This is a genomic window from Acinetobacter sp. GG2 (genome assembly GCF_000292385.1).
GTDB lineage: Bacteria > Pseudomonadota > Gammaproteobacteria > Pseudomonadales > Moraxellaceae > Acinetobacter > Acinetobacter seifertii.
Window position 1 is genome coordinate 1 of record NZ_ALOW01000009.1, and the last position, 15451, is coordinate 15451.

Here is a 15451-nt window from a genome sequence, read left to right on the forward strand (position 1 = left end):
CGGTTACCCGCTCGGTCAACTACAACAAAAGTAAGTTCCTCACCATGTAAGTAAACTTGCGGGAAATAACCAAATACATTACCTAAGCTATCGGTATAACTAGTAGTAATCTTATTTCCAGCCTGATCTAATATTTCAATAGAGCTTCCAGCTTCTGCCTGAGCTGTAAAGCTTTGGCCATCTTCATTGAAGATGATATTTGCAATCGGATTTGGTGCAATGGTGTCAATTAAAGCATTTTGCTTAAATTCGATACTACGGTTACCCACTCGATCTATGACAACAAAAGTAAGCTCTTCACCATGTAAATAGATTTGATTGAAAAAGCCTGAGACATTACCAGCACTATCTGTAGAACCCCAACCCGTCTGATTACCTAATGAATCAAAAACTTCAATCCGACTATTCGCTTCTGCTTGTGCTGTAAAGTTTTGACCGTTTGCATCAAGTAAAATATTTTTAATTGGATCCGGTGCAATATCATCAAGTGGAGCATTTATTGAAACAGCTTCACTCACATTTCCGGCTTGGTCTTTAACGGTGACCGTGAATGCTTCTCCATGTAAATTGTTGCTACCTAATAAAACAGTAAATGTACCGTCCGAGTTCACGGTATTATTCCATATATTCAATGGCTGACCATTATGATCAAAAACCTGAATCGTAGTATTCAGTTCTGCTACACCCGTAAGATATGAACCATCTTCTGAGAAAACTAAATTACTGGCTGGTGTAGGAGGAACTGTATCAGCCGTAATTACAGTATCGGTGCTTATTTGTCCACGAGCATCCTTAATTGATAAGAACAGCTGCTCACCATCAACAAGAGGGCGATCAAGTTGGAGTTTAAAATAACTTGATCCATTCCAGCCATTATCTTCACCGACTTTAATTTCAGCTACGACTTCACCTTTGGCATCTTTAACAATGAGAGTACTATTATTTTCAGCTTGCCCACTTATCACTCCGTCCGAAGTAAAGCTATCTATATATGGGGCAAAAGCATAGTTAGGCGCCTGTATCCGAGCAGCTAAACTTACATTTCCATTTACATCTGTAGCCGTAACATAAACTGTCTCAGCATTGGTTAAAAACATACCTAATTCTATCGAGAAACTTCCACTCTCGTCGGTCCAGTTATTCCAAAACCATTTATTAAGAATGTTTCCTTGTCCATCTTTAACCAAAATTTCAGAGAAAGGTTCTGCATGACCATAAACTAAATCGCCAGCATCATTGAAATTTAAATCTGTTGGAACAGGCGGAGGAGTCAAATCTACAACAATATTCTGCTCAGGGCTCATCAGACCTTTATTATCAATAATTTGAACGGAAATTTGCTCTCCATCAATTAAAGGTCGGTTTACACTCAAGCTAAAATGACTAAATTCATTCCAACTATTGTCATCACCTATTGTAACTTTTCCTAATTCATTACCCTCAGTATCACGCACAATTACTGTACTATTATCTTCAGCAAACCCAGAAATTAAGCCTTCTTGTGTAATACGTTCAACATGTGGAATATAAGCAAAGTTTGGAACTTCGATTAGGGCTTCACTTGTATTTTGATTTTTATCTACTACTTGTACGGTAACCGATTCGCCTTCTTTCAAAAACTGGAACACAGGTAAACTTGCAAAACCTTGCTCATCTGTAACACCGTTAGTGATTAGATTTCCTGTTCCGGAAAATACAAGAATAAGGCTGTTAGGTTCATTGACATGTACTGATAAAGTTTCGCCACTGATATCAAATTGTGGAGTTTCTAAAAATACTGCGGGCGTATAATCTGCGGTAATATATTGTGGATGGCCTGAAACATTATCTTTATCGGTAGAGATAATAATTTGAGTACCTTCCTTCAAAGGTTGGTCGAGGGACAAAGTAAATGGTCTGACTTCACCTAATGCTATTACACTAAAAGGTGTAATACCTGAGCCCTCAAATGCAATAGAGTTAAACTCTTGTAGAATATTTCCATTCTGATCTTTTACAATAAAATGACTGCCTTCGGTCGCATAACCAGTGATCACACCTTCTGGACTAATTCGTAAAATACTAAGAGCTGGAACTTCAGTAACTAGTCCAATTGATGATTTTTCGCTGCTGTATCCATTATAAGTAGCAACTGCATAAACCTCATCATTTAAGCTAATTGAAAGATTTTGTAAGGTAAATTTACCCTCTTCATTGGCTATTGTACTTGTAAGCCAATCTCCATTTTTATTATAGATATCGACTTTACTTCCTTTATATGCGCTCCCCGAAATGATAGCTCCATCTATATTATTAAAAGTTAGTGAATCTAGTGTTGGTGAATTCGGAGTATGATCTACATTATAATTTTGAATCTGTTTAATAATCGCTGTATTGCCAGCTTGATCAGTAAGGCTAATATCAATTGATATATTGGTTTGCGATTCTTCTGACCACAGAAACTCTGCTGGAATTTCAGTAACCCATTCTTGGGTTAGCTCATCAAAATGAAAGTTATAAACAACATCGTTTAAAGTCGTATTTACTGAAGTTAGTGAACTATTTAAATCTGTTGGTAGATTATCTACGTCCAGTCTTATAGAAATAACTTGATCTCTTTCAACTAGGCTTATTGTATTGTCTTCAGTAATCGGCTTTACAGTTACTGTAATTGATTCAATATTTAAAGAGTTATCTACAATCACTTTTTGTACAGCGGTTTCTGAGGTATTGCCAGCTCGATCTGTTACTACAGCTTTGTAAAGATAACTTCCATCTACTAAATCTTTTTGAGCTAATGTTGTTTCTTGCCAGGTTTTTCCATCATCAGTAGAAACTAAATATGCTACTCGGCTTCCACTTTCCTGCCCTTCGATCTTTAAAGTGAAGTTTTTATCTTGAGTGATCTGGTCAATTGCTGAAATACCTGTATCGCTCAAATCAGATAAAATTAGTTCACCTGCTTGCGGTGCTGTGGTATCCACAACCACCTTTTGTATAGCAGTTTCTGAGGCATTGCCTGCAACGTCTGTTACTACAGCTTTATAAAGATAACTTCCATCAGATAAATCTTTTTGTTCAGCTGTTGTTTCCTGCCATGTCTTACCATCATCGGTAGAGACCAAATACTTTACTCGGCTTCCACTTTCCTGTCCCTCAATCTTTAAAGTGAAGTTTTTATCTTGAGTGATCTGGTCGGTTGTTGAGGCACCTGAGTCTAAAAGATTTTTGAGAATTAGATTACCTGGCTCAGGAGGGGTCGAGTCTTTAGGATCTTTACGTGACAGTAGAGCAATTGTTCCTGCGCCCGCTAAAGCACTGACCATCCCAGTCCAGAGAGTTACAGAAGATGAAGAGTCTATAAGTTTTGGTGCATCTTTTACTTCTAAATAATTAATAGTAGTCTGTCCAGTAGCATCTTCACCTAAACTGGCAGTCCAATAACTCTGCCCTTCATTTAAAAGAATTTGCGGATCTTCGCTAATAAAATAGTTTTCTAAAATAATTTCAGTTCCATCTTTTAGATGAATAATTGCACTATTTCCCTCTCTTGTTATTGAGGCAATTTTATCTGGATTTATATCGATTTTTGCGATTTCTTTAGGATCTACTACAATAGTTTTTGTCTGGCCTATATCAATATCAACTATATTATTTTTTGAAGCACTATTTGCCATTAATGATACTTGTACCATTTTTCCACCATGAAATTTTAAATAATTATTAAGTTTTTCTAAAATATTAAGTAAAATAGATACTCATTTTCATAAAGTCTTATTAATTTCCATAAAAAACTAAACCCTTATTATAGCTGCTTTAAAAAAAAGCGACTTTTTATATAGTTAAAAATTTCATGTATTAATTAATATTATTTTAAAATGATAAAACATTTAGAATGTTTTTCTATTCCCTATATATAGAATTTAAAGTTGAGCAATTGTAATGGATAACATTTTATCAATCTACTCTTAGATTAAATGTCTTATAAAATTTTTATAAATTAAAAATCTTTAAATCATCATTAAACCAATAATGATTAATTTCCCCTTCATTTGAAACCGTATTAAAGCTATTCGGATTGTGATGATATAAACGAGTCGAAGTTGCTGTACCCGCATGAATATCATAAATAGGATGATCTATTTCTAAATGATAAATTTGCGTTAAATCATATACAGCAGTTTTATGGAGATGGCCATGCAACATACCAAATAATCCTGTTGTACTCCACTTTTCTAAGGCAATTTTTCCCAAAACCGGACAATCCTTTATTCCATGCTTATTGTCAGGTGGTGTATAAAAAGGTTGATGGAAAACCACCAGCTTTATTTTATCTCTTGGCGCTTTCTCTAAACGCTCATAAGTATCTTGAATTTGTTCAATCGAAATATGCCCACGTGTGTGATAACGACGACGTATGCTGTTTACCCCAACAATATAGAAATGTTCGGTTTCTAAAGTCGGCTCTAGTTCACCAAAAAAATATCGATATCGGGTAAATGGAGAAAAAAAACGGTTCCAGACATGATACAAAGGAATATCGTGATTTCCAGGCACCACAAGATAAGGAATATTGAGACTATCTAAAAACTGCCGGCATTTAAAAAATTGTTCATATCTGGCACGTTGGGTAATATCACCACTCACAACAATCACTTCAGGCTGTTGCTGAATACAAAAGTATCTTATCGCCTCTAAACACTCTTTTTTTTCTGTGCCAAAGTGTAAATCAGACAGATGTAATAACATTCGGCACCATAATATTTAAAGCATTCTTTTCTACAGTGAAATTTAAAGGTGGTTTCATTTCTATAATTTCACCATCTAAAGCAACTGTAAGTTTCGATTTCTTTGCACATTCCACCACAACATGATCTGCACAAAAACTATATACGTCTTCTGCATCTTCAACTTTACCTTGAACCCATTGCCAAAGCATATTCAGTAAACTCAGCTTATCACTTTTTGTAATTACAACTCCAGCCACTCTTCCCTGTGCTGCACATTCTGCAATCCTGAGTTTCATATCACACAACTGTAATTGGTTATTTCCAAAAAAAATTAGAGGTGCTTTAACTGGATATTTTTTCCCATCTACCGTTATCGACAACTTCATGGATTTATTTTCTCTTAATAAAACATCTAAAGCTGAGGTATAAGCATGTAAAGGAAGCCTTCCTAAATATTTATTGTAAAGTTCGCGCTTTTTAATAAAGAGTGGATATAGACCTAAACTGGCATTATTCAAATAAATATGATCATTGATTGCTGCTATATGAACCAATCGAGGTGTACCTGTGGCAATAACTTCTACTGCGTCCAAAAGGTCTAATGGAATATCTAAAACTTTAGCAACGTAGTTAAAAGTCCCTAAAGGCAAAATTCCCATTGGAATAGACGTATTTTTAAGTTTAGATGCAACAGCATTTAAAGTACCATCCCCACCAGCTGCAACCACTACCCCTCTATTTTCATTTTGTGAATGCCGATGGATCACATTATTCATCAAATCATCAAACGATGTATCTTCATTTAATTCAAAAACTTGTATCTCAAAATCATGTTCTGTTAACGCGGTCATCAGTTGCTCATAAACATCTTCATGCTTTGAAGCATGAAATCCTGATTTTTCATTGTAGATGATTGAAAGAGGTTTTAAGGGCCGCATTTTCTTATCGTAAATAGGGATGTTTATTCTATTTTGTATATAAAATCACCTATTAAAAGTCTCTTTATGTAAATTTTGAATGATCTTCATTTGTTTAATCAATAATAATTCTCAAAAAATATTTAAGAGTTAATTTATTGATTTTAAATAAAATAATTTTAATAAATAACACACATACAACATAAAAATATGAAAGTATAAACCGTATAAAAAACTCTAACCAAATGATTTTCATTAAAAAACACTCAAAAACCCAAATATCTAATTGTTAGTCTTTAGTCTTATTTTTTTTATGATTTTATGCTTTAATACAGCCACTTTTTTATTTGATCTTTCATTGTACCCCAATGAATAGACTTGTACGTTGTACACATTTTGAATAGGCCTCACCATGACCACAGTGAACGCACCAGAATTCGTTCGTCATCCTAAGCTTATAGCATGGGTTGAAGAAATTGCAAACTTAACCAAACCAGCAAAAATCGAATGGTGTGACGGAAGCGAAGAAGAATCTCAACGTCTAATCGACTTGATGATCGCTAACGGCACCATGCAGAAATTAAACCAAGAAAAACATCCTGGTTCTTATCTTGCAAATTCTGACCCATCTGACGTTGCGCGTGTTGAAGATCGTACTTACATCTGCTCTCAAAATAAAGAAGATGCTGGTGCGACAAACAACTGGGAAGATCCAGCTGTTATGCGTGAAAAATTAAATGGTTTATTTGAAGGTTCAATGGAAGGCCGTACGATGTACGTTGTTCCTTTCTCTATGGGTCCTTTAGGTAGCCATATTGCTCATATCGGTATCGAGTTAACTGACTCTCCTTATGTTGCTGTTAGCATGCGCAAAATGGCACGTATGGGTAAAGCAGTTTATGACGTATTAGGTACAGACGGCGAATTCGTTCCTTGTGTACACACAGTAGGTGCACCACTTGCTGAAGGTCAAAAAGACGTTGCATGGCCATGTAACCCAGAGAAATATATCGTTCATTACCCAGAGACTCGTGAAATCTGGTCTTTCGGTTCTGGGTACGGCGGTAACGCATTACTTGGTAAAAAATGTTTAGCTCTTCGTATCGCTTCTGTCATGGGACGCGAACAAGGTTGGTTAGCTGAACACATGCTTATTCTTGGTGTAACTAACCCTCAAGGTGAAAAACACTACATCGCTGCTGCTTTCCCATCTGCTTGTGGTAAAACAAACTTTGCGATGTTAATTCCACCAGCAGGTTATGAAGGTTGGAAAATCGAAACTGTAGGTGACGATATTGCTTGGATCAAACCAGGTGAAGACGGTCGCTTATATGCAATTAACCCTGAAGCTGGTTTCTTCGGTGTAGCGCCTGGTACAAATACCAAGACTAACCCGAACTGTATGGCAACTCTTCATAAAGATGTTATCTACACAAACGTAGCAGTAACCGAAGATGGCCAAGTATGGTGGGAAGGTCTTTCTAAAGAAGTTCCAACAAACTTAACGAACTGGAAAGGTCAACCTCACGTAAACGGCGAAAAAGCAGCACATCCAAATGCTCGTTTCACTGTTGCAGCTGGTCAATGTCCATCTATCGATGCTGATTGGGAAAACCCAGCAGGTGTTCCAATTTCTGCATTCATCTTCGGTGGTCGTCGTGCAGATACTGTTCCTTTAGTTTCTGAAGCTTTTGACTGGGTTGACGGCGTTTATAAAGCTGCAACTATGGGTTCTGAAACTACAGCTGCTGCTGTTGGTCAACAAGGTATCGTTCGTCGTGACCCATTCGCGATGCTTCCATTTGCTGGCTATAACATGGCTGACTACTTCGATCACTGGTTAAGCCTTGGTCAAAAAGTAAGTACAAAAGCTGAAGCTGCTGGTAATAAATTACCAAAAATCTTCAATGTAAACTGGTTCCGTCGTGATGCTGAAGGCAACTTCGTATGGCCTGGTTTCGGTCAAAACATGCGTGTTCTTGAGTGGATCATTGACCGTTGTGAAGGTCGTGCAAACGCTGTTGAAACACCAATTGGCCTTGTTCCAACTTACGATGACTTGAACTGGGAAGGTACTGAATTCTCTAAAGAAGAATTTGACCTTATCACAGCTCAAGATAAAGATCAGTGGGTTACTGAAATTGAAAGCCACACTGAGTTATTCAATAAACTTGGTGAGCGCTTACCAAAAGCATTAAAAGAACGTCAAGCAGCTTTACTTGAAGCTGTGAAAACTGGCTTCTAATTGCTGAATATAAAAAAGGCCGCTTTATGCGGCCTTTTTTATTATGCGGCATCATCTTTTAGTCGACGTTCAGATAAATAAGCTTCTAACACTTTTATCTGTTTATCATCAAATGCCAAACCTAATTTAGATCTTCGCCAGAGTATGTCTTCTGCAGTATTTGCCCACTCATATTCACATAAATATTTAACTTCACATTCAAATAAATCGTGACCAAAGTTTTGCCCCAATTGTTCCATAGCATTTCGTTCATGGAGCATGTTCCAAACTCTTGTGCCATATGCATGAGCCCAACGTTTGGCAAGGGATTCAGAAACTCCACTTACATGTAATTGAATCTGGTTGATTAAATCATCTAGTGTGGTCCAGTTCTCAGCACCTGGTAATGGCTTATTGGCAGTCCACTCCTCTGCCATTTCACTAAAGAACGGAGACAGATGTTCTAAAGCAGCCTCAGCCAGTTTTCGATAAGTCGTAATCTTGCCGCCAAATACCGATAACAATGGTGCGTTAGTATTTTCTGCTTGTAGTGCCAAAGTATAGTCACGGGTAATTGCCGAAGGGTTATCAGACTCATCATCACATAAAGCACGTACACCTGAGTACTGACTTACAATATCTGCTCGCGTTAACTGTTTTTTAAAATGTGAATTTGTGACCGTCAAAAGATAATCTATTTCTACATCGGTAATCTCTACCTTTTGTGGATCACCTGTATATTCCTGATCTGTTGTACCAATGAGGGTATATTTTTCTAAATATGGAATTGCAAAAACGATGCGTCGGTCTTCATTTTGCATAATAAAGGCTTTATGACAATCATATAGCTTTGGCACAACAATATGACTTCCTTGAATCAATCGGACTTGATAAGGCGATCTTAAATTTAGGTTTTCACTAATGATTTCTTCGACCCAAGGACCTGCTGCATTTACTAAAGCTTTTGCTCGTATTTGATAAGACTCAGCTCCACTTTGTAGTTCCAAATGCCACAGTTCTTGTTCTAGATAAGCCTTCACACATCGTGTTCGTGTCACGACTTTGGCACCCTGCTCTTTAGCTTGTAGCGCATTTAATACAACAAGACGTGCGTCATCTACAGTACAGTCAGAATATTCAAACCCACTCGTTATAGCTGGTTTCAAGGGACTATCTTCTTTGAAATAAATCAGATTTGAACCTAATAATTTTTCTCGTTTTCCCAAATGATCATAAAAGAATAGACCCGCTCGAATTAGCCAAGCAGGACGTAAATGTGGCCGATGCGGCATAATAAAACGCATTGGTGCAATAATATGTGGCGCTTTAGCCAACAACACTTCTCGCTCTGCTAATGCTTCTCTGACCAACCTGAACTCTTTATGTTCTAAATAACGTAGACCACCATGAATTAATTTACTGCTAGCAGATGAGGTATGACTGGCTAAATCATCCTTTTCACATAAAAATACGGATAATCCACGGCCTACTGCATCATTAGCAATACCGACGCCATTAATACCGCCACCAATTACGGCAATATCATATACTTTTGAATAATCATTAGATTGTATTGTCATTTCTCATATTCTTTTTATTGTTGATCTTATAAAAATTAAAACATCAAATTGATGAAACAACAATCTAAAAAGTAGAATAATCAAATTTGAATTAGCAAACCTTTAGCCATTAATTGATTACTCTACAATTTAATTAATTTAAGAAAAAATCAATCCTCAGCCCAATTTTGACTACGCTTAACCGCCTTAAGCCAACCTTTATAAATCAGCTCAGATTGTTCAGCAGACATTTTTGGCTCAAATACCTTTTCTATGGCAGATTTATTTCTTAACTCATGAAGATCCTGCCAAAAACCCGTCGCCAAACCTGCAAGGAAAGCTGCACCCAAAGCAGTTGTTTCCTTCATTATTGGGCGTTCTACTGGTGTCGCTAAAATATCGGCTTGGAATTGCATCAAGAAATTATTTTCCGTTACTCCACCATCAACACGGAGAGTACGAAGCTCTTCTTCGGCATCTTGCTGCATGGCATCAAGTACATCTCTTGTCTGGTAAGCAATGGACTCTAAAGTTGCACGAATAATATGTTCAATACTGGCTCCACGTGTCAGACCAAAAATTGCCCCACGCGCTGTTGGGTCCCAATACGGTGCACCTAATCCGGTAAAAGCAGGAACCACATATACACCATTACTGTCTTTTACCCGTGTTGCATAAAGCTCAGAGTCTTTAGCGTTCTTAATGACCTTTAATTCATCACGTAACCACTGTACACAAGAGCCACCATTAAATACGGCACCCTCTAAAGCATAGTTCACCTCACCGCTCGCACCACATGCAATAGTTGTGAGTAATCCATGCTCTGAACGGACAATTTTTTTACCCGTGTTCATGAGTAAAAAGCAGCCAGTACCGTAAGTATTTTTAGCCTGCCCTGCCTCAACACACATTTGACCAAAAAGCGCAGCTTGTTGATCACCTGCAATTCCCGCAATTGGAATACCGACTTCTTGCCCACTAATGGTATGTGTATATCCATAAACCTCAGATGAACTTCGTACCTCAGGTAACATTGCTTTAGGGATATCTAAGGCCTGTAAAAGCTTTTCATCCCATTCAAGCTTTTCAATATCAAACAGCATAGTTCGTGAAGCATTGGTAAAATCAGTGACGTGAACACCGCCATTAGTTAATTTCCAGATTAACCATGTATCCACCGTACCAAACAACAACTCTCCTCGCTTAGCACGTTCACGGCTTCCTTCAACGTGGTCTAAAATCCATTTAATTTTTGTCGCTGAAAAATAAGGATCAATGACTAAACCCGTTGTTTTACGGATATATTCTTGCCAACCTGCTTTATGCAATTGATTACAAATTTCAGTCGTCTGTCGGCTTTGCCAAACAATCGCATTGTAAATCGGCTTGCCTGTTTTTTTATCCCAAACAACTGTGGTTTCGCGCTGGTTTGTAATGCCAATTGCCGCAACTTGTTCACTCTTAATACCGGCTTGAGCCAATGCCTCTACCCATACCGCACTTTGTGTTGCCCAAATTTCCATAGGGTCATGCTCAACCCAACCCGGTTGAGGATATATTTGAGTAAATTCTTTTTGAGCAATACTGACAACGTTTGCATCATGGTCTAAAACAATTGCTCTTGAGCTTGTTGTTCCCTGATCAAAAGCAACAATATATTTTTTTGGGCAATTTGACATCTGAATGTCCCTTTCATTATCTACACACATCTAGTCCACAATGCTAAGACATTATGTCCAACTGTATTTATTTAAAATTTTCTTTGGAATATATCATTATTTTTAAGGGATATAGGTTTTGTTCTTCCAAACATTGCTCATTCTTTATCAGTTTTTACTGATTGGGAAAAAATAACAGCCCAAAGTTTCAGATAAGATCATAAAAACCAGTTGGTCGACTGATTTGAAATCACATAAATATTCAACTTATTCCTTCGCTTAAATAATAAACATTGTTTTACAGACATAAAAAAAATAAAGTGAAATACTCTTCTAGATAATATGAAAAATCAGAATAAATCTTCTCTTTTTTAGCATTCAACCCAAGCAAAACATGGAGCGAATCATGGTTGATCAACCTTCTACCGCAACACCTCCACATTCTAATTTAGATACAAAAACTCGTCTAAAATCAATTTTGGGCGGTTCTGCCGGTAACCTTGTCGAATGGTACGACTGGTATGTATATGCCGCATTTACGCTCTATTTTGCTCATGCCTTTTTCCCAAAAGGAAGTCAAACAGCTCAACTCCTACAAGCAGCTGCAATTTTTGCAGTAGGTTTCCTTATGCGTCCCATCGGCGCATGGATTATGGGGATTTATTCAGACCGTAAAGGACGTAAGGCGGGTCTTACACTTTCTGTTACTTTAATGTGTGTTGGCTCTCTACTTATTGCAGTTACACCATCTTATGAAAGCATTGGTGTATTTGCCCCATTACTTCTGGTTGTTGCACGTTTAATACAAGGTCTAAGTGTAGGCGGTGAATATGGTGCAAGTGCTACTTATTTAAGTGAGATGGCAGAAAAAGACCGACGTGGTTTTTTCTCAAGCTTTCAATATGTCACTTTAATTGCTGGACAGCTCACTGCCTTGTGTGTACTTCTCATTTTACAAATGGTACTTACAGAGCAGCAATTACATGACTGGGGATGGCGTATTCCATTCTTTATTGGCGCTTTACTTGCGATTGTTGTGTTCCGTATTCGTCGTGGCTTACTAGAAACACAATCTTTTAAAAATGCTCAAGCTGAAAAAGACCAACCACAATCGGGCATGTTTGCTTTATTTAAACACTACCCTAAAGAAGCGTTCACCGTATTATTCTTAACTGCTGGTGGTACTTTAGCTTTTTATACTTACACGACCTATTTACAGAAATATTTAGTGAATACTTCTGGTTTTTCTAAACCAGAAGCTACTCAAATTACAACTTTAGCGTTATTTATTTTCATGTGTCTACAACCTGTAGCGGGTGCTTTATCAGACCGAATTGGTCGAAAACCTCTTATGATTTTCTTCGGAATAACAGGTGTTTTATTCACATACATTTTATTTGATGCACTGGCAAACACGCATAACTACTGGACAGCATTTTGGTTATGTTTTGGAGGTCTAGTAATGGTGACTGGATACACTTCAATTAATGCTGTAGTGAAGGCCGAACTTTTTCCTGCTCATATTCGCGCTTTAGGAGTAGCTTTACCCTACGCGATTGCCAATACTTTGTTTGGTGGCACAGCAGAGTTTTTCGCATTAAGTTTCAAAGAGGCTGGACATGAGTCTTGGTACTTTATTTATGTCAGTGTCATGATTTTCATTTCATTACTCATTTATATTTTTATGAAAGACACTAAGCATCATTCAAAAATTAAAGAGCATTAATATTTTACAATTAGAGCCAATATCATCAGTTAATATTGGCTCTAACCAAGCGAATAAGCACAAACAACCCTTCTATTTTATGAGATACTTCATATAAGAAAATAAGGACGATACTGATGAACAAAAGTATTTTATGTTTAGCATTAAGTAGTATGTTTATTTTAACTGCTTGTCAGACTACACCTCGACAATATAATGGTTCAACTGGCTATCAGATTGAAAACCAAACTAAAACTTCAGCGACTTTAGCTTATACTTTAGCTGGTCGTAGTAACCAGCAACTTGATGAGCGTAAATTACAACGTGCTTGCCAAAATGTGTTAGGTGCCCAGAAAGTTTATAAATTATCAATTTTAAGTGTCAATGAAATTCCAAACCCAGCTAAAGATGAGCAGTATGGAATTAAACTTGGTGAAACTCGTGCTTCTTTCGGTTTATCAAACACACCAAGTTTAAATAATGGTGAAGATTATGCGACTCGCCAAGCACTTGAAGCTCGTCCAAGTACATTAAAAGTGGTTCGTTATACTTGTTCATAAAATAAAAAAAAGACGCTGTTCTTTTACAGCGTCTTATAAAAACTTACATTTCTAAATTCTCTTGCTTCATCCAGATCCGGCCACGTAGTAGCACTTCTTTCTTCAATTTTTTCATATTTTGGATGACTAAAATTTTTAACTCGGCTATCTGCCACCCAAACTTCTGGTGCAAACTTTAAAAACTCATCTAAAAAGAAACGATTACATTGGTCATATAAAACATCGGCAGCCAAGAGAACATCAACTTGTTCAGTTTTATATAAATCATCCAGATATTCGAGTTCTACATCATTAAGTAAAGCATTTTCACGGCAAGCATTTAGACTAACCTGATCAATGTCACAGCAGATTACTCGTTTTGCTCCTGCCATTTTTGCAGCAATAGCGACTACACCAGAACCTGCTCCGAAATCTAACACCACTTTATCTTTAACATGGTGCGGCTCTGCAAGTATCCACTGAGCCATTGCCAAACCTGATGCCCAACAGAAAATCCAATACGGCGTGTCATTCCAAATACGGCGAATAACTTCATCATCTAAACGATCAGTCGGGAAAACTGGTGGAATTAACCATAAAGAAATTGGGGTTTCAGGCAACTGTTGTGCCATTAATTCACAGTGAGGAATCACTTCATGTAAGGCTTGAAGTAAATGTTCAGGGGCTTTGGTCAATTGAAAGGTGCAGCTCATCAGATTTCTTTTAATTCATTTTTATAACAAGCATAACAGAGTCATTCCATTATGATTTGAATTTTTACCTTAACCTTGGTTAGACCTACTTTTCTTTCGGGAAAAGTAGGCAAAACCATTGTCACCCGCAAAACTCGGCAGATACTCTCTAGAACCGAAAGCATCGCAGAAACATTAATTTTTTAATGTATTTCTGCCTCAAACAATTGCGGATGACGGTTACGCGTATCAATAATAGCCTAGTGTTAATTAAATTAACCTAAAGCTTTTTCAGCAGCTTCTACAGTTTGACGAATCAAAGTTGTGATTGTCATTGGACCAACACCACCCGGTACTGGTGTATAAGCAGAAGCAATTTCTTCAATACCTTGTAATTGAATATCGCCAACACCGCCGCCATCACGCGGATGGAAACCAGCATCTACAACAACTGCACCTTGTTTAATCCAGTCTTTTTGAATAAGTTCAGCTTTACCTACAGCACCAACAATAATGTCAGCTTGTTTTACAAGCTCAGGTAAGTTTTGTGTACGTGAATGGCAAATCGTTACTGTTGCATTTGCTTGTAACAACATCATTGCCATTGGTTTACCTAAAATTGCTGAACGACCAACTACAACTGCATGTTTGCCCGCAATTTCGATATTGTTTTCTTTGAGAATCGTCATAATGCCAGCTGGAGTTGCTGAACCGTATGCAGCTTCACCCATTGCCATACGGCCAAAACCAAGGCAAGTTACGCCATCAACATCTTTTGCTAATGAGATTGCATCAAAACATGCACGCTCATCAATTTGTGCAGGAACTGGATGTTGTAAAAGAATACCGTGAACATCTGGATTGGCATTTAGCTTTTCAATTTCAGCTAACAATTGTTCTGTTGTCGTTTCTTGTGGTAATTCGATTTTTAATGAATCCATACCTACGCGGCGGCAGGCATTACCTTTCATACGTACATAAGTTGCAGATGCACCGTCATCCCCAACCAAAATAGTCGCCAAAATCGGGGTACGACCTGTTTTTGCTTTTAAAGCTTCAACACGTACCGACAAATTTTCTTCAATTTGCTTTGCTAATGCACGACCGTCTAAAACCAATGCCACAGCACATCTCCAAGGTAGACATGAATTTAATGTGCCAATAATACATGATAATTTCGCTAATTTTATTCTAGATGTTGTTTTTATGTGCATCTTCACTCAAAACGGTATTGTTTTTTTCGTAAAGGTTGCTAATATGTGCATCACCAAATGTAGGCGGGGTGGCAGAGTGGTCATGCAGCGGACTGCAACTCCGTGGACGCCGGTTCGATTCCGACCTCCGCCTCCAAATTTGGTAAAGCCCGGGTGGTGAAATAGGTAGACACAGGGGATTTAAAATCCCCCGCCCACAAAGCGTGCCGGTTCGAGTCCGGCCCCGGGCACCAT

The 15451-nt window shown here is 37.7% G+C and carries 10 protein-coding genes and 2 tRNA genes; 5 read left to right on the plus strand and 7 right to left on the minus strand.

The window, feature by feature from the left end:
• The 3 genes from B554_RS0100225 to B554_RS0100235 all read right to left on the minus strand — a co-directional run.
• A partial coding sequence (locus tag B554_RS0100225; protein ID WP_019456540.1) for an Ig-like domain-containing protein occupies positions 1-3674 on the minus strand: 3674 nt, incomplete at its 3' end.
• A gap of 298 nt (positions 3675-3972) precedes the next feature.
• The gene (locus tag B554_RS0100230) at positions 3973-4728 is read right to left on the minus strand and encodes a metallophosphoesterase family protein (RefSeq protein WP_019456541.1); all 756 of its coding nucleotides are present in this window, start codon (positions 4726-4728) and stop codon (positions 3973-3975) included.
• A complete protein-coding gene (locus B554_RS0100235; RefSeq protein WP_019456542.1) occupies positions 4709-5647 on the minus strand; it encodes a diacylglycerol/lipid kinase family protein in 939 nt (312 codons plus the stop codon). Before B554_RS0100235 ends, B554_RS0100230 begins: the two co-directional genes overlap by 20 nt.
• 391 nt (positions 5648-6038) lie before the next feature.
• On the opposite strand from B554_RS0100235, the gene B554_RS0100245 reads away from it, so the two are divergent.
• A complete protein-coding gene (locus tag B554_RS0100245) occupies positions 6039-7871 on the plus strand; it encodes a phosphoenolpyruvate carboxykinase (GTP) (RefSeq protein ID WP_019456544.1) in 1833 nt (610 codons plus the stop codon).
• Between the two features lie 41 nt (positions 7872-7912).
• Here the strand turns inward: B554_RS0100245 and glpD are convergent, their stop codons facing one another.
• Together glpD and glpK are read right to left on the minus strand one after the other, a co-directional pair.
• On the minus strand, positions 7913-9430 hold the full coding sequence (gene glpD, locus B554_RS0100250) for a glycerol-3-phosphate dehydrogenase (protein WP_019456545.1): 1518 nt from the start codon (positions 9428-9430) through the stop codon (positions 7913-7915).
• A 149-nt stretch (positions 9431-9579) separates the two neighbouring features.
• Positions 9580-11088, minus strand: a complete 1509-nt coding sequence (glpK, locus tag B554_RS0100255; RefSeq protein ID WP_019456546.1) for a glycerol kinase GlpK — start codon at positions 11086-11088, stop codon at positions 9580-9582.
• A 373-nt stretch (positions 11089-11461) separates the two neighbouring features.
• Here glpK and B554_RS0100260 point away from each other — a divergent pair, with 373 nt between their 5' ends.
• Both B554_RS0100260 and B554_RS0100265 read left to right on the plus strand, forming a co-directional pair.
• On the plus strand, positions 11462-12793 hold the full coding sequence (locus tag B554_RS0100260) for an MFS transporter (protein WP_077165145.1): 1332 nt from the start codon (positions 11462-11464) through the stop codon (positions 12791-12793).
• 116 nt (positions 12794-12909) lie between these two features.
• Positions 12910-13332, plus strand: coding sequence for a hypothetical protein (locus B554_RS0100265; RefSeq protein WP_004699645.1), 423 nt, complete (start codon positions 12910-12912; stop codon positions 13330-13332).
• 23 nt (positions 13333-13355) lie between these two features.
• On the opposite strand, the gene B554_RS0100270 is transcribed toward B554_RS0100265, so the two are convergent.
• Both B554_RS0100270 and folD read right to left on the minus strand, forming a co-directional pair.
• On the minus strand, positions 13356-14024 hold the full coding sequence (locus B554_RS0100270; RefSeq protein ID WP_019456547.1) for a class I SAM-dependent methyltransferase: 669 nt from the start codon (positions 14022-14024) through the stop codon (positions 13356-13358).
• 254 nt (positions 14025-14278) lie between these two features.
• Positions 14279-15127 carry a bifunctional methylenetetrahydrofolate dehydrogenase/methenyltetrahydrofolate cyclohydrolase FolD gene (folD, locus tag B554_RS0100275; RefSeq protein ID WP_016140185.1) on the minus strand — a complete coding sequence of 283 codons (849 nt, stop codon included), beginning with the start codon at positions 15125-15127 and terminating at the stop codon, positions 14279-14281.
• Positions 15128-15279: 152 nt separating this feature from the next.
• On the opposite strand from folD, the gene B554_RS0100280 reads away from it, so the two are divergent.
• Both B554_RS0100280 and B554_RS0100285 read left to right on the plus strand, forming a co-directional pair.
• Positions 15280-15353 (plus strand) — tRNA-Cys (locus B554_RS0100280).
• Between the two features lie 11 nt (positions 15354-15364).
• A tRNA-Leu gene (locus B554_RS0100285) sits at positions 15365-15450 on the plus strand.
• The last annotated feature ends 1 nt before the right edge of the window (position 15451 follow it).